This is a genomic window from Mesorhizobium prunaredense (assembly GCF_900156895.1).
Taxonomy (GTDB): Bacteria; Pseudomonadota; Alphaproteobacteria; order Rhizobiales; family Rhizobiaceae; genus Mesorhizobium; species Mesorhizobium prunaredense.
In genome coordinates, this window is record NZ_FTPD01000005.1 from 228,015 (window position 1) to 243,978 (window position 15,964).

13 protein-coding genes and 1 pseudogene are annotated in these 15,964 nt (G+C 62.9%); 6 read left to right on the forward strand and 8 right to left on the reverse strand.

Annotated elements, in window-relative coordinates:
• Positions 1 to 29 precede the first annotated feature (29 nt).
• A complete protein-coding gene (locus tag BQ8794_RS05215) occupies positions 30 to 998 on the reverse strand; it encodes a shikimate dehydrogenase (RefSeq protein ID WP_077374316.1) in 969 nt (322 codons plus the stop codon).
• 34 nt (positions 999 to 1,032) lie between these two features.
• A pseudogene (locus BQ8794_RS05220) lies at positions 1,033 to 1,670 on the reverse strand (glucose-6-phosphate isomerase).
• A 165-nt stretch (positions 1,671 to 1,835) separates the two neighbouring features.
• Here BQ8794_RS05220 and BQ8794_RS05225 point away from each other — a divergent pair.
• The 6 genes from BQ8794_RS05225 (at position 1,836) to BQ8794_RS05250 (ending at position 8,153) form a co-directional block, all read left to right on the forward strand.
• On the forward strand, positions 1,836 to 2,549 hold the full coding sequence (locus tag BQ8794_RS05225) for an orotidine 5'-phosphate decarboxylase / HUMPS family protein (RefSeq protein ID WP_167378637.1): 714 nt from the start codon (positions 1,836 to 1,838) through the stop codon (positions 2,547 to 2,549).
• Positions 2,534 to 3,040 (forward strand): SIS domain-containing protein, encoded by a 507-nt coding sequence (locus BQ8794_RS05230; protein ID WP_210189815.1) that lies wholly within the window; start codon positions 2,534 to 2,536, stop codon positions 3,038 to 3,040. The genes BQ8794_RS05225 and BQ8794_RS05230 overlap by 16 nt, the downstream gene beginning before the upstream one ends.
• Positions 3,041 to 3,045: 5 nt before the next feature.
• Positions 3,046 to 4,818, forward strand: a complete 1,773-nt coding sequence (locus BQ8794_RS05235) for an ABC transporter substrate-binding protein (RefSeq protein WP_210189816.1) — start codon at positions 3,046 to 3,048, stop codon at positions 4,816 to 4,818.
• A gap of 73 nt (positions 4,819 to 4,891) precedes the next feature.
• On the forward strand, positions 4,892 to 6,028 hold the full coding sequence (locus tag BQ8794_RS05240) for a carbohydrate ABC transporter permease (RefSeq protein WP_210189817.1): 1,137 nt from the start codon (positions 4,892 to 4,894) through the stop codon (positions 6,026 to 6,028).
• Entirely contained in the window at positions 6,025 to 7,071 is a 1,047-nt protein-coding gene (locus BQ8794_RS05245) for a carbohydrate ABC transporter permease (protein ID WP_077374022.1), read from the forward strand. Before BQ8794_RS05240 ends, BQ8794_RS05245 begins: the two co-directional genes overlap by 4 nt.
• Positions 7,072 to 7,076: 5 nt before the next feature.
• On the forward strand, positions 7,077 to 8,153 hold the full coding sequence (locus tag BQ8794_RS05250) for an ABC transporter ATP-binding protein (RefSeq protein WP_077374025.1): 1,077 nt from the start codon (positions 7,077 to 7,079) through the stop codon (positions 8,151 to 8,153).
• A 6-nt stretch (positions 8,154 to 8,159) separates the two neighbouring features.
• On the opposite strand, the gene BQ8794_RS05255 is transcribed toward BQ8794_RS05250, so the two are convergent.
• The 6 genes from BQ8794_RS05255 to BQ8794_RS05285 form a co-directional block, all read right to left on the reverse strand.
• Entirely contained in the window at positions 8,160 to 9,668 is a 1,509-nt protein-coding gene (locus tag BQ8794_RS05255; protein ID WP_077374319.1) for a tripartite tricarboxylate transporter permease, read from the reverse strand.
• Between the two features lie 10 nt (positions 9,669 to 9,678).
• Positions 9,679 to 10,140, reverse strand: coding sequence for a tripartite tricarboxylate transporter TctB family protein (locus BQ8794_RS05260; protein WP_077374028.1), 462 nt, complete (start codon positions 10,138 to 10,140; stop codon positions 9,679 to 9,681).
• A gap of 86 nt (positions 10,141 to 10,226) precedes the next feature.
• Positions 10,227 to 11,198 carry a tripartite tricarboxylate transporter substrate-binding protein gene (locus BQ8794_RS05265; protein ID WP_077374030.1) on the reverse strand — a complete coding sequence of 324 codons (972 nt, stop codon included), beginning with the start codon at positions 11,196 to 11,198 and terminating at the stop codon, positions 10,227 to 10,229.
• A gap of 394 nt (positions 11,199 to 11,592) precedes the next feature.
• A complete protein-coding gene (gene uxuA, locus BQ8794_RS05275) occupies positions 11,593 to 12,801 on the reverse strand; it encodes a mannonate dehydratase (RefSeq protein WP_077374035.1) in 1,209 nt (402 codons plus the stop codon).
• Positions 12,802 to 12,813: 12 nt separating this feature from the next.
• Entirely contained in the window at positions 12,814 to 14,415 is a 1,602-nt protein-coding gene (locus BQ8794_RS05280) for a GumC family protein (RefSeq protein WP_077374038.1), read from the reverse strand.
• 227 nt (positions 14,416 to 14,642) lie between these two features.
• A complete protein-coding gene (locus BQ8794_RS05285) occupies positions 14,643 to 15,962 on the reverse strand; it encodes a PQQ-dependent sugar dehydrogenase (protein ID WP_077374322.1) in 1,320 nt (439 codons plus the stop codon).
• Between the last annotated feature and the right edge of the window lie 2 nt (positions 15,963 to 15,964).

Consider the following 15,964-nt stretch of genomic DNA (forward strand, 5'->3'; position numbering starts at 1 on the left):
GCGAGCACGGCGTGACGAGACCCACGGCATCAGCCTTTCGCCGCTTCGATGGCGATGCGCGATATCTCATCGAAATCCGGCCCCGACACCGGGATCGCGATGTCGAAGACCTCTGCGATCACCTGCGTCCAGCCATGCAGGAAATACGTCCAACCGTCCTCGATCTGCAACTGCTGTCGGGCCTGCTGCCGCCTGGCCTGGTCGAGGAAGATTAGGTCACCGCGATAATTGAGATCCCAGGCAATGCCGCGCTTAGGCAACACGGCGTCATCGGTGATCGGCGAGCCTGGGGCGTCCTTGCCAAGTCCGGTCGCGTTGATCGCCAGCGAGCCTGGTTTCAGCGCCGCCAACGTCTCGTCATTGATCTCGGGTCGGTCGGCCAGGACATATTCGATCTCGACCGTCGACATCATGTCTTTGTGGATGCGCTCGATTTCATCGAGACGCGGCTGCCAACGGTCGCTGACAATGATGCGCGAAGGCAAGTCGGCGCCACGCTCATTGCGCATCAGGTGCCAGGTGATCGCTATCGTCGATCCGCCGGCGCCCATCGACAGGACTTCGGCGCCGGTGTCCGCAAAATATCCCGCCGGAATGAAACCGTCTATCGCAAGGCCGGAAGAGATCGGATCCTTGGCATGGCAGATCAGCTTGCCGCCCCGCTTCGACAGGCAGCTGGTCTCGTGCATCAGGCGGGCGTGCGGATCGATCACGTCGAACAGGTCGCGCGTTGCGTTGAAAAGATCGATCTTGTGCGTGGTGACCAGCGCGCCAAGCGACAGCGGGTCGGATTTTATGAAGGAGACGACCTCACGATAGGCCTCCGGATCGGCATGGAGTGGAAAGTCGATGCCCCTGAGAACCGCATCCTTGAGAACCGCGTCCTTCAGCCCGAGATGACGGGCCCATGCCGGGAAAACCCGCATGATCGAGCTGCTCCTCGTCGTGACGCCGATAAAATAGAATGTCGGCTGGGTAGCCGGCCGATAGCGGCTCATTCGCCTTTCTCCCGGATTCTTCTCGCGCGCACCTTCATGCCGGCACTGTGCCGGATTGCCCATAGAGGGCGGAGATCAGCTTCGCGTCGCGCGGTCGCCAATCCGCGTTGTCGACTTGCCGCCAACCTCCATCACCGGCGACCACACGCGAGCGCATGCCACCCGATCTCGCGATGATCTCATAATCCTGCCCTGAATCGGCGGGGTAGCAGAACAGCATCACCAGATCGTCTTCCCCGACATTGATCGAGCGGTGGATCCAGAACGGCGGAACATAACAGACGGTCTGCGCGTCGATCGGCACGATGCGAACCTCGCCTCCGGCGATTCCATCAGCATGAGGCCGCGGCCTTTCTGGCCATAGTAGATCTCGGGACGGTCGGCCTGGTTGTGGATATGACCCCGTGTCATGAAATATTCGTCGCCGACCTTGCCTGGCGCCATGCGCGTGACGCCGAAAATCAGATCGCCCGACTGCTCGGTCGGCCGGAACTCGGAGACCTCGTAGACGATGCGCTCGCCCCATATCGCGCGCATGGCTTCGAAGGCCGCGGCGTCAGCATAGAGCCCGTCCAGATCGCGGAAGCGCTTCTGGTAGCTGCCGGTTGCATTTGCCATCGCACCAGTCGACAGATCGACCTTGCATCCAATGGGCTCAAACAATCTCATCAAAGGGCTACCTGATATTGCATTGCAGGCGGCATCGGCGCTGATCTGGCCCGCACCTCCTGCTTTCGACAAGACCACTTGCTTTGCAGGGCACGATTTGCTCTCCCTGTGCAGACCAGCTTGGAGGTTGCTGGATTATGGCAGAGTTCGACCACGAAGCACACGACAGTGGGTTGGGCGTCATGCCGCATCCGCTGTCTTAAGCAATCCAGGAGAGCCGCCTTGCTCCTCCAAGTCGCCTTCGACAAGCCTGAACACCTCGCTCTGCTCGCGCAGATGAAGGAATTTGCCGACATTATCGAGATCGGCACGCCGATGCTGAAACGCCTCGGCCTCTCGGCCATCACCACGGCGCGCGAGCTCTGCCCTGAAGTCATGGTGTTGGCTGATACCAAAACCGTCGACGGCGGCCGGTTCGAGGCTGATATGGTATTCGGCGCCGGTGCCGCATTCATGACGGTGCTGTCGTGTGCTTCGTCCGCCACGCATGAGACGGTGGGAAGACGTGCCGCCGCCTTCGGCGCGACGGTCATCGTCGACACCATCACCGAGGCGGGCAAGGCAGAATTGCTTCCCTTGAATGCTGTCTTCCCCGAAAGCTTCGGCTACATCGCGGTCCACTCGCCAACCGATGCGCGGCTGGCGGGCAACACCTCCACGTTACATGTCGACGCCGTGAGAAAGATGCATGATCGCGGCTTTCTGGTTTCGCTCGCCGGCGGGATCGGCCCCGACACGCTGCAAGCGGTGATCGCAGTCGAGCCTGAAATCCTGGTGGTTGGCAGCGCCATCACAGAATCCGCAAACCCGAAAGAGGTAGCCCGATGGATTCGCGACAGATTGCCCAATCCAGGCCGTGGCTGGCCGTGGGACAGGAGATAACCGACGTTCTTGGCCGGATCGACGCCGACGCCTTCGCAAGGCTGGTGCAAGCGTTCGATGACCCCGATCGGCGATGGTTCTTTTCCGGGCAGGGACGCTCCGGCCTTGTCGCGCAGATGGGCGCGATGCGGTTCATGCATCTTGGCCGGATGGTGCATTTCGTCGGTGAGGCATCGGCGCCATCGATCCGCAAGGGCGATGCGCTGCTGATCGTCTCCGGCTCCGGGGAGACGCCGGTCAGCACAGGCTTTGCCCGCATCGCCAAGGCGGAGGGCGCCAAGGTCGTTACGCTGACGCATAAGCCGGCCGGGACCCTGGCCGGCATTGCCGATGTCACGCTGCATGTCCCTGTCGGGGAATCGAAACAGTTTGGCGGCAGCCTGTTCGAGCAATCCTGCCTCATCCTGCTCGACAGCGTTGTGCTCGGCCTGGCGAAGCAGATACCCGAAGCGCACAAGCTGATGTTGCAGCGCCACACCAACCTGCAGTGACGCCCATGCCGGTGGTGAGCACCGGTGACGGGATTGTCGATGCGGTGGAGTTTTCTCAGCCAAGATCGAGAGGGGTCCTGGCGGGGCGCGCTAAAACCGCTGCGTGCTTTGGGCGACATGCATTAGCCGGGAAGCCCGCTGGGCACCTCACCTTCCCCTGCGGCAAGGCACTGGACTCGCTGTGGGATGCCGATATTGTGCTTGAGGAGCGTTGGTGCCGTGCTCTGGCGACGGCAGCCGACGGGGAGATACCGGCGGCTTGGTTTTCGCAGGAACAAGTCCCGGTCAACACGGGAGGAAGTCTGATGAGAATTGGGGTCTTTCTGGCCGGCTTTTCGGCTTTTGCCGCGCTGGTTGGCGCACCTGCCTTTGCGCAGGACAAGCCGTTTGCGGGAGTTACCGTGAACGTTATTACGCAGACCGGTGCGATTCAGGAACCGCTACAGAGGCGCGCGCCCGAGTTCGAAGCGCTCACCGGCGCCAAGATCAATGTCATCGCGGTGCCCTTCTCGGATCTCTATCAAAAGATTCTCACTGACTGGGCGAGCGGCACCAACTCGGTCGACGCCGGCGTGTTCGCCCCGCAATGGATGGTCGACTACATCGCCGGCGGCTACCTCGAGGACCTGACGCCGCGGGTCGAGGCCGACAAGGACATCCAGCAGGACGATGTGGGCGCGTTCTTCCGGGACTTCTCCGAGAAGTACAGCGGCAAGACCTACATGATCACGCTCGATGGTGACTTCCACATGATGTACTACCGCAAGGACGTGCTGGAAGCGGCCGGCCTGGCGGTGCCGAAAACCTGGGACGAGTATCTCGAGGTCGCCAAGGCCACGCATGGCAAGGACCTGAGCGGCGATGGCACGCCGGATTTCGGCTCGTGCATCGCCAAGAAGCGCAACGCGCAGAGCTACTGGTTCGTCACCGATGTGGTCGGCTCGATGACCCAGTCCAAGGGAACCAGCCAGGGCACCTTCTTCAACACCAAAGACATGACGCCGCTCGTCAACAACGACGCCTTCCGCAAGGCGCTCGACTTCCTGGCTGAATCGACCAAATACGGCCCGCCGGACGAGCTGAACCTCGACGTCAGCGATACAAGGCCGCTCTTCGCTTCCGGCCGCTGCGCGCTGAACCTCGACTGGGGTGATGTTGGCACGATCTCGATCGATCCGAAGCAGTCCAAGGTGATGGGCAAATGGGGCGCGGCGATCATGCCCGGATCCAAGGAGGTCCTGAACTGGGACACCGGCAAGCTGGAGGCCTGCACAGCGGAAAACTGCCCGCACGCGATCGACGGGGTGAACCATGCACCATTCGCTGCCTTTGGCGGCTGGGGCGGCGGCATTAATGCGGCGGCCGATCCGAAGGTAAAGGACGCCGCCTACGCGTACTTCTCGTTCATGACGCAGCCGGCACAGTCGAATGCCGACGTGACCGTCGGCGGCACCGGCTTCAACCCGTACCGCACCTCGCAGCTCAGCTACAGCGACCTTTGGAAGAAGGCCGGCATGAGCGAGGAGGAGGCTAAAGTCTACCTGGGCGCGATCAATGACAGCATGAGCAGCCCGAACATGATCCTCGACCTGCGCATCCCACAAAATCAGAAGTATCAGCAGGTCGTGCTCGACGAGGCGGTGTCGCGCTTCCTCGCCGGCGAGATCGACAAGGAAGCGACCGTCGCGGCGGTCGAGGAAGGCTGGAATGAGCTGAACGAAGAGACTGGCAAAGACGAGCAGCTCAAACTTTACAAGGCGACTATCGGCGCCAAATAGGCGTCAAGCAATCGACCCGGCGTGGCATCGGTCCGCGCCGGGTTTCATGCCTGCCACACTCTCCCGGGTTATGATGACCGCAACCGACACGATGCCAGACGCTGCCGACCGCCGCAGCTGGGCCGAATGGCTGGACGGTCACTCAGGCCGGATCATGGTGCTGCCAGCCGTCGTCGTGCTTCTCTGCTTCGCCATTTTTCCGCTCATCATCTCGGCCTATCTCGCTCTTTCGCGCTTTGCGCTCGCGTCGGGCGGATTCACGTTGAAATTCATCGGACTTTTGAACTTCCGCAAGCTGCTGGTCGGCTCGCAGCAATATCACCTGCTCGGTAAGTTCGGCACGTTCGGCTTTGTCCAATTCGCTTTGCTGGCCTTGATCGCGGCAGGGCTGTTTTTCCTCCTCGCCCGCTACTTGTTGCGTGGCAGGCCGACCGTCGTCGGCACGGTTGGTCGGCTTCTGGCGACCGCGATGGCGATGGGCCTGGCGGTTCTTGCGCTGGCCACCATGGCGCCGGGCGGCGTGCCAGGGACTGTCGTCAACACGCTTCTCTACGTGTTCGTCGGCGTGTCCGTGCAGTTCGCACTGGGGCTCGGCCTCGCGCTGCTGTGCGGCCAACCGATCCGCGGCCGGAATTTCTTTCGCGTCCTCTTCTTCATCCCGCTGATGGTGACCCCGGTCGGCATCGCCTATACGTTCCGAATGCTCGCCGACATGCAGAAGGGGCCTTTCGCCCCGCTCGTGCGCGCTTTCGGCATCAGCGAGTGGTCGTGGGCGACAGAGGCCTGGTCGGCGCGCCTCATGGTGTTGGTCGGCGACACCTGGCAGTGGACGCCGTTCATGTTCATCGTGCTGCTGGCGGCCATCGAGAACCAGCCGCGCGATCAGGTCGAGGCAGCGCGGCTCGACGGCGCCAACGGCTTCCAGATTTTTCGCGACATTACCTGGCCAGCGATCGCGCCGATTGCCGCTACCGTCGTGCTGATCCGGCTCATCGAGGCTTTCAAGATCATCGACCTGCCGAACGTGCTCACCGGCGGCGGTCCCGGCCTGGCGACGGAATCGATGACGCTCCATTCCTTCATTTCCTGGCGCACCCAGGATCTCGGCGGCTCGGCCGCTATCGGCTACATGCTGCTCTTCATCTCGACCATCGTATGCGTCTCGTTCTTCAACTTCGTGGTCCGGCCGGCGCGCCGGTTCGAAGCATGAGCACGGAGCCGCGCTCGCTGGCGCGCCGGCTGTTCGAGCCGGCCTCGATCGACAGCCAGGCGCCGGTCGCCAGGGTCGTGACCTATGCGCTGCTGTTCCTGTGGACGCTCGTTGTGGTGATTCCTCTCTACTGGGTGTTGATCACCTCCTTCAAGGGGCCTGGCGAAGTCGACAATGGGCCGTTCTATCTCCCGTTCGTCGACTTTGCCCCTTCGCTGCAGGCATGGGACTTCATGCTCGTGCAGAACTACACGCTGCGCCCTTACATGAATTCGGTCGTTGTCGCGGTCGCCAGCACGCTGCTCGCAGTCCTGATCGGTTCGCTGGCGGCCTACGCGCTCGTGCGTATCCGCTTCCAGGTGAAGCTCGCCGCCGTTGCGATCTTCCTGATCCTGCTCACCGCAATCATCGTGGCGGTGGCCACTTTCGGCGTGCGCTGGGAGATCGCCATTGTCGTGGCGGCGGCTCTCTTCATCATTGCGCTGTTCACACTCGTTGGACGCACGCAGCTTGCCGTCGGCAACAACGACATCGAGTTCTGGATCATCTCGAACCGCATCATGCCGCCGATCGTCGCCGTGTTGCCGATCTACGTGATGTTTCAGCAGATGCGTCTGCTTGACACGCAGGTGGCGCTGATAGCCACCTACACCGCCATCAACCTGCCGATCGTCGTGTGGCTGACGCGCGATTTCTTCGCCGGCATCCCGCTCGACCTTGAGGAGAGCGCACAGATAGACGGAGCTTCGAAGTTTCGCGTGTTCTTCACCATCGCGCTGCCGCTGGTGCGATCCGGCTTGGTCGCGACCTTCCTGCTGGTGCTGATCCTCGCCTGGAACGAGTATCTGCTGGCCCTCTTCCTCTCCAATGCCGATGCGCAGACGATGCCGGTGCTGGTATCGGCACAGAACACGACCCGCGGTCCGCAATGGTGGAACATGTCGGTGTTGATCACCGTGATGATCGCCCCCGTGATCGTCATCTCCAGCATCCTGCAGAAGCACATCGCGCGCGGACTGCTGGTCGGCGCAGTGAAGGGCTAGTCGAGATGCGGGTCACCCTGTCCGATATCTACAAGTCCTTCGGCGCGGTCGAGGTGGTCAAAGGGCTCGACCTAGAGATCGAGGACGGCGAGTTCCTGGTGCTGCTTGGCCCTTCGGGCTGCGGCAAGACGACGGCGCTGCGCATGGTCGCCGGGCTTGAATCGGTGAGTTCCGGCCGCGTCCTCATCGGCGACCGCGACGTCACCCACGTGCTGCCCAAATATCGCGACGTGGCGATGGTGTTCCAGTCCTACGCGCTCTATCCGCACATGACGGTTGCCGAGAACATCGCCTATCCGCTGAAGCTGCGGGGCGTGCCGCGCACTGAGCGCGACGCCTCCGTCCGCAGCGCCGCTGTCAAGGTCCACCTTGAGGAGTTCCTCGACCGCTACCCACGGCAACTTTCCGGCGGTCAGCGGCAGCGGATCGCGCTCGCCCGCGCCATGGTGCGGCGGCCCAGCGTCTTCCTGATGGACGAGCCGCTCTCCAATCTCGACGCCAAGCTGCGCGGCCACATGCGCTCGGAGCTGAAACGCCTGCAGGCCGATCTGGGTGTGACGACGATCTACGTCACCCACGATCAGATCGAGGCCATGACCTTGGCTCACCGTGTTGCCATCATGAACCGTGGCGTCGTGCAGCAGATCGCGACGCCCCGACAGATCTACGACGATCCGGCGAACCTGTTCGTCGCCGGCTTCATCGGCTCGCCGCCGATGAATTTTCTTAGGGGCGAGCTGGTCGAGGGGACCTTCGCCTGCGCGGAAGGACGATTTGCGACCAGCGTTGCCGAAAGCCGGAAAAAGGTCACTGCCGGCCTCCGGCCCGAGGATTGCCGGGTCACAGGCCCATCGGAGGGCAAGATTGCGGCGCGGGTCTACGCTGTGGAACTGATCGGCGATCATACCTTAATCACCTGCCAGTTCGGTGGGGCCACCGTGACCGTCAAGGCCGACAAGTCGGCGCACTACGATATGGATGAGCCGATCGGCATCACGTTCCAGGACGCCGCTGTCTTCCTGTTCGATTCGGAAACCGGGGCCCGTATCGGCGGTCGCGCCCGTGGACAGGCGGCCGCGTGACTTTCGCTAATTCTCCTCCACGAACACCTCTTCGCGCTTCTTCTTGACCGCCGGCAGAAAGACGACGACGAGCACGGCGAAGGCGATGAAGAGCAGGCCGGCGCTGATCGGCCTCGTCACGAAGGTGGTCGGGTCGCCGCGCGCGAGAATCATGGCGCGGCGCAGGTTTTCCTCAAGCAGCGGGCCGAGCACGAAGCCGAGCAGCAGCGGCGCCGGTTCGCAGCGCAGCTTGGTCAGGAGGTAGCCGAGCAAGCCGAAGAAAGCGACGGCGTAGAGGTCGTAGATGTTGGTGTTGACGCTGTAAACGCCGATCGAGCAGAACGCCATGATGATCGGGAAGAGCACGTAATAGGGGATCGTCAGGAGTTTCACCCAAAGCCCGATCAGCGGCAGGTTCAAGATGATCAGCATCAGATTGCCGATCCACATCGAGGCGATGATGCCCCAAAACAGCGCCGGCTGTTCGGTCGCGACATTGGGGCCGGGCACGATGCCCTGGATGATCATCGCGCCGATCATCAGCGCCATGACCGGGTTGGCCGGAATGCCGAGCGTCAGCATCGGGATGAACGAGGTCTGCGCACCGGCATTGTTGGCCGATTCCGGTCCGGCGACGCCTTCGACGGCGCCCTTGCCGAATTCCCCGGGGTTTTTCGATATGCGTTTTTCGACCGTGTAGGAGGCAAAGGCTGCAAGGATCGCGCCGCCTCCCGGCAGGATGCCGAGCGCCGAACCGATGATGGTTCCGCGCACGATGGGCGCCGCCATGCGGCGAAAGTCCTCGCGGGTCGGCATAAGGCCGGAGACACTTCGGATCATCACCGAGCGCTCGTGCTCGTTTTCGAGGTTGCGCAGGATCTCGGCGACGCCGAAGACGCCGACCGCCACCGCGACGAAATTCAGCCCGTCGGCATATTCGCGGATGCCGAGCGTGAAGCGCGGCGTGCCGGTGTAGATGTCGGTGCCGACGATGCCGAGCAGCAGGCCAAGCACGACCATCGCCAGCGCCTTGACGATCGAGCCGTGGGCGAGCGCGACGGACGAGACGAGGCCGACGATCATCAGCGAAAAATACTCGGCCGCGCCGAATTCCAGCGCGATCGCCGTCAGCGGCGGGGCAAAGATGGCGACGAGGAAGGTCGACACCGTGCCGGCGAAGAACGAGCCTATCGCCGCGATGGCGAGTGCCGCCCCGGCGCGGCCGTTCTTGGCCATCTGGTAGCCGTCGATGGCGGTGACGGCCGACGAGGATTCGCCAGGCATGTTGATGAGGATGGCGGTGGTCGAGCCGCCATATTGCGCGCCGTAATAGATGCCGGCGAGCATGATAAGGGAGGAAACCGGGTCGCCGATCTGGAAGGTGATCGGCAACAGCATGGCGATGGTGGCGGTGGCGCCGATGCCGGGCAGGACGCCGATCAGCGTGCCGAGAAGGACGCCGATCAGGCAGAAACCGAGGTTTACCAGCGTCGTTGCCGTCGAAAAGCCGAGCGCGAGGTTGTCGAGGAGTTCCATGTTCATCGCCTCACATTGCCAACCACGGGCCGAAGCGCCGGAACGGCAGGCCGAGCGCATAGCTGAAGACGAGGAACGCAAACAGCGTCAGGCCGGCGGAGAGCACGAGCGCGGTCAGCGGCCTCATGCGACCGCTGGCAAACGATGCGATCAGCGCCGTCAGGAAGATCGAGGGGAGGAAGCCGAGGCCGCGCACGGTCAGGCCGAAGAAGATCGGGGCAGGCAGGATGAACAGCATGCCGCGCCAGGCTACGTGGCCGATCGGCTCGCTCTCGAAGCGCACCGCTTCGACGAGGATGACGGCGCCAAGCAGGATCAGCACGATTGCCAGGACCAGCGGGAAATAGCCCGGTCCCATGCGGAAGGCGGTGCCGATTTCGAGACCGAGCGACTGCAGCGCGAAAAATCCGCCGAGGAAGATGAACAGCGCGGCGCATATGCCGTTGGTCGTGTCGATTGTGAAGGGTTTCATGACGTCCTCCCAGGCCCGCGCCGCGGGCGCGCCGATGCCGGTGTGAAAAAAACGGGGCGCTGGTAGGCGCCCCGTTTGTGAAGGCTTCAGTCGGCGTACTGGCCGGCGGCTTCGATGATCGGCTTCCAGCGCGCGATCTCGCCCTCCAGCTTGGCCTTCAGCGCGGCCGGAGTCGCGTCAGCTTCGGACGATGGCTTGGTGCCGAGTTCGGCGAAGCGGGCGACGACATTGGGGTCCTTCAGTGCGACCTGAAGCGACTTCGACAGCCGCTCGGTGACCTCTGCCGGCGTGCCCTTGGGCGCGTAGAGGCCGTGCCAGATGCCGACCTGCACCTCCGGGAGACCGGCTTCCGTCGTCGTCGGGACGTCCGGCAGAACATCGAGGCGTTCAGCCGAGGTGACGGCGTAGACCTTGATCGTGCCGCCCTGGATCTGCTTGGTGGTGTTGGTCGACTGATCGCACATGATGTCGACCTGGCCGCCGAGAAGGTCGGTCATGGCCGGGCCGGTGCCTTTGTAGGGCACGGTGACCAGCGGCGTGCCGATGGCGCTCATGAACAGCATGCCGCACAGATGCGAGGCCGCGCCTATGCCGGCATTCGCGACGGTGACGGTATCCTTGTTGGCCTTGGCGTAGTCGACCAGCCCCTTCAGATCGGTCGGCTCGAGGTCCTTGCGGCCGACGATGGTCATCGGCACCTCGGTGACGAGACCGACATATTCGAAGCTGTTCAGCGTGTCGTAAGCGAGCTTTCTGTATAGGGTGGCGCTTGTCGCCATGCCGATATGATGGAGGAGCAGCGTATAGCCGTCCGGTTCGGCGCTCGCGACGCGACCGGCGCCCAGTGTGCCGCCGGCGCCGCCGACATTCTCGACGATGATCTGCTGGCCGAGATCCTTCGACATGGCTTCCGCGACGAGGCGCGTGACTGTGTCGGTCGGGCCGCCGGCCGAAAACGGCACCACCACGGTGATGGTGCGTTCGGGATAGGTTTGCGCGCCCGCGGCGAACGAATACAGCGTGACGGCGGCGGCCAGAGCGGCGGCGAATTTTCTCATCTCAATTTCCTCCCAGGATATGAATTCCCAACCGCCTCCTGGAGTCCTTCTCAACACCGGCTGCGGGTGGACCAATAACGAGCGTAACCTAGCGGATTGCAATCGGACTCAAGCCGCAGGCTGCTATTATACACAAGTCCGCGCAAATCAGCCGAAGAATGCAGCGGCTCAGGATAAATGCTGATGTAGCGATCCTTCGCGCCCCCTCTGTCCTGCCGGACATCTCCCCCACGAGGGGGGAGATCAGCAGCTTCGCTGACAGCGCCTGTTCATCAACGTTGGACATTGGCGAAAGCCGCAATGACTGCCAATCTCCCCCCAAGTGGGGGAGATGTCCGGCAGGACAGAGGGGGGCGCCTCGCTCCGCCATCAAAGGTTCTGCACCGTCGTGACGCTAAGCCGTTGTCGATCTGCGAATGGCATGTTCGACGCCGCGGAGCTCGGCCAATCCCTTGAGCCGACCGATGGCCGGATAGCCGGGCTGGGCCCCGCGCGTCAGGTCATCGAGGATATCCTGGCCATGGTCGGGGCGCATCGGGATGACGGCGTCCTGGCGTCCTTCCATCTTGCGCCGCGCTTCCTCGTGAAGCAGCGCCGCCACCACCGCCACCATGTCGGTGTCGCCGGCAAGGTGCTCGTCCTCGTGGAACGAGCAGGGGGTGCCGGTCGCTTCCTTGCGCACGTTGCGCAGATGGGCGAAATGGATTTTTGGCCCCATCCGCTCGATCATGCCGGGCAGATCATTATCGGGTCTCGCGCCGAGCGATCCGGTGCACAGCGTCGCGCCGTTGGCCGGGCTGTCGACTGCGTCCAGAACGTAGCTGTAGTCGGCCTCGGTCGACATGATGCGCGGCAGGCCGAGCAGCGGAAACGGCGGATCATCGGGGTGGCAGCAGAGACGCAGGCCGAGGCGTTCGGCCGTAGGCACGACCTCCGCCAGGAAATCGACGAAATGCCGGCGCAGGGTTGTTGCGTCGATACGGTCATAGTTTGACAGTTGCGCCGCGAGGCCGTCGAGAGACGTGTCTTCGGTCGAGCCGGGCAGGCCGGAATTGACGCTTCTTGCCAGGATCTTGCGCGCACGGTCATCCATTCGCGCATATCGGCGCTCCGCCTCGGCGGCGATCTCCGGTGTGTAGTCGCCGAGCGCCGCCTGGCGTTTCAGGATATGGATGTCGAATGCGGCGAAGTCGATCAGATCGAAGCGCATGGTGGTGCCGCCATGCGGCAGGCGCCAGGCAAGATCGGTGCGGGTCCAATCGAGCACGGGCATGAAATTGTAGCAGATGACCGAAATGCCGGCTCGCGCCAGGTTTTCCAGCGATGTCCTGTAGTTGGCTAGATGGCTGCGCCACTCGCCGACCTGCGTCCTGATCGCTTCGGAAACCGGCAGGCTTTCGACAATCTCCCAGCTCAGTTCGCTTGCGCTTCCATCCGGCAAAGACGCGACTTCGCGCTGACGCCTTTCGATTTCGGCGGGCAGCCAGACGGCGCCGTAGGGAACGTGGTGAAGGGCCGTGACGATGCCTTGCGCCCCGGCTTGACGCGCATCCGCGATCGTCACCTTGTCGACCGGGCCGAACCAACGCCAAACATGTCTCATTCGAACACTCCGTTAAAGTGAATCGCCGTGCGGCTGCCCGCCCGCGCTCCTGCCGCGGCGCTTCGCCATGCCTGATCGGTTCGGGGGCTGGCGCATGTCGCGAACGATGCCCATGGCAATGGCCAGCAGCATGCCTAGAGCAAAGCCGGCGAAAGCTCCCAGGCCTGCCGTCACAGGGGTGCGGGGCGGCCACGAGCGCCCCGGTGGCGGCACGGCGGTGGAAATCACCTGCACATTTGTGGTGTCGATCCGCTCGCGCTCGGTGATTTGGCGCGCGCGAGACAGGAAGCTTTCATAAACCGCCCTTCTCGAGGCGGCGTCGCGTTCAAGCTCACGCAGGGCGACCTGGGACTCGCTGTCGGTGAAAACGTTGTTCTTCAGATCGTTCATCTTGGCGGTGAGAGAAGCCAACGAGGCGTTGGCCTTGTCCAGGTTGGCTTTTGCCGTGCCGACCGTGCGCGAGAACTCCGCCCTGAGTTGAGAACTGACGGTTTCGAATTCTGCCCTGAGCCGGACGATCGTCGGGTGGCGCGGACCAAAGGTCATGGATTGTGAATCGATTTGCTGCCGCAGGCTATTCGCCTTGTCGCGCAATGCTGAGAGTGCTGCCGAAACCGCGGGGTCAGGATTGGCCCCATTGACACCGGAAGCAACCAAGGCGTCGTAACTTGCCTGCGTAGCGATGACGCGCGATTGCGCCTCTCCAATTTCGCTATTGAGCTGCGTCATCGTCTGCGAACTGACATGCTGGCCATTGCTGGCCGACAAATTGTGGCTGCGCCTGTAGCTCTCGACCTTCTCTTCGGCTGCCTGCACGTCGCGCTTGAGTTGGCCGAGCCGGCCCTCAAGAGCAGCTGCGGCACGGCCGGCGCCAGCAGCTTCGGCCTTGGCCAGTTCTTCCTGGAAAGCCTTCACTATGGCTTGCGAGATCAGGATCGCCTTGCCGGAGGTTTCGGCCGATACCGCAAGGGTTGTGACGAACGACGTTTCATCTGCAGCGACGCTGACCCGTTCCGCCAGGCTTTTTTGGGCGATTAGCTTCGGATCGGACTTGCCGCCACTCGCTCCAGCACCAGAGGTGGAGGCGGTCTGGTCCGGATCGAGAAACTCCGGATCGTTGGCTAGTCCGAGTTCGTCCACCACACGTGCAAGCACGTTGCCGGAGGTCAAGATGCGCTGCTTGCTGCGCGCGTTCAGTATTTGGCTGTCGACCTGGCCCGGTTGCGAGTAGGCATCGTTTTCCACAACCTGCAAATTGGCAGGATTGATGAGGATTTCCGTCGTAACGGTGTAACGCTGTTTGCTCAGCAACCCGTAGGCGGCGCCGATGACGCCGCCGGCCGCTGCCAGCATCAATGCCCAGACGAGCCCGGCACGCAGCCAGACAAACAGGCGTCGAAAATCGAGCTTGAGGAAATCGCCGATCTTGTCGAGCGTCGCCGTTGGGACAGGCTCGGGCGTGGGCGGAGTGACAGGGGCGGAGGTGCGTGCCATGACTGGAGCATCCTGTTGCAGCCTTGCCCTGCTGGCGCGCCGCGCATTGGCGATCCGCTCGAGTGCGCTGATACCGGAATCCGCTGCAGGGGGAGGGGTTGTGCCGGAAGCGGCGGACATGGCGCTAACTCTGGTTATTCGCTACGCGGACCAGCACTACAGAAAGTTCGTTGACGTGTCATTTTCCAAGTTGGCATATTTTGCCGAGTCACGCACCGCGTCCGTTGAACGTGGTCGTCGACTATACGGCCGACGGTAGCTCATTCTACGGGAAACTGCATCTCGGCACCTGCTATGTTTCTGCTGCAGGGCGACGAAATTGGATTATTCAAGGGCTTTGATACCGCTCACAGTGCCGATTGCGTCTGAGCTGGAACGACCCGCCAGACCTTGTTGCCGACATCATCCGCCACCAGCAGGGCGCCGCGCCGGTCTATCGCCACGCCCACAGGACGGCCAAAAGCCTTGTCGTCCTCGCTCAGGAAGCCGGTGAGGATGTCCTGAGGCGGGCCGGAGGGCCTGCCGCCGGCAAACGGCACGAAAATCACCTTGTAGCCGCTGTGCGGCCTGCGGTTCCACGAGCCATGCTGCCCGACGAAGGCGCCATTCCTGTATTGAGGACCGAACAGGTCGCCTGTGTTGAAGGTCAGTCCCAATGAAGCCGTGTGCGCCCCGAGCGCATAGTCCGGCTTGATCGCCTGGGCGACGAGGTCGGGCCGCTGCGGCTTGACGCGATCGTCGACGTGCTGGCCAAAATAGCTGTAAGGCCAGCCATAGAAGCCGCCATCCTTCACCGAAGTCATGTAATCCGGCACCAGGTCGCTGCCGATCTCGTCGCGCTCGTTGACGACGACCCAGAGCTCACCGCTTTGCGGATGCCACGACAGGCCGTTTGGATTGCGCAGGCCGGAGGCGAAGAGACGCGTCTGTCTCGAGGCGAGATCGATCTCCAGCACGGCGGCGCGGTTCTGCTCTTCCTGCAAGCCGTTCTCGCCGACATTGGAATTGGATCCGACCGTCGCATAGAGCTTCGTGCCGTCCTGCGAGGCGGTCACGTCCTTGGTCCAGTGGTGGTTCCTCCCCGCAGGCAGGTCGACGATCTTTTCCGCTGGTGCGGTGATCTCGGTCACACCCTCCTGGTAGGGAAAGGCCACAATTGCATTGGCATTGGCGACGAAGAGCTTGCCGTTGAGCAGGGTCATGCCGAATGGCGAAAACAGCCCGGTGAGAAAGGCGGTTTTGGTTTCCGCCACCCCGTCGCCGTCCTGATCGCGCAGCAACGAGATGCGATTGGCGCTATGCGTCCCCGCGCCGGCCTGACTCTGGAAGAAATCGACGAAGAAGCGGCGTATGCTGAAGCCCTCCTCCGGCCTGGGCGGCGCATTGCTCTCGGCCACCAGAACGTCGCCGTTTGGCAGCACATACAGCCAGCGCGGATGGTCGAGCCCGCCGGCAAATTCGTTGACTGCAAATCCCCGGGCCGCCGTCGGCTTGGTGCCCTTCGGCCACGGCGTGGCCTTGGCGACATGGACGGTCGGCAGCCAGGTCGGATTGGGCTCCGGCAGGGTCGGGTTGGGGCCATAGGTCTCCGCGATCGGAACGGTCGCCTCTTCGCGGGACAGGAAGAAGATCGCTCCTGCGGCGACTACGAAACCAATGATCAGCATGA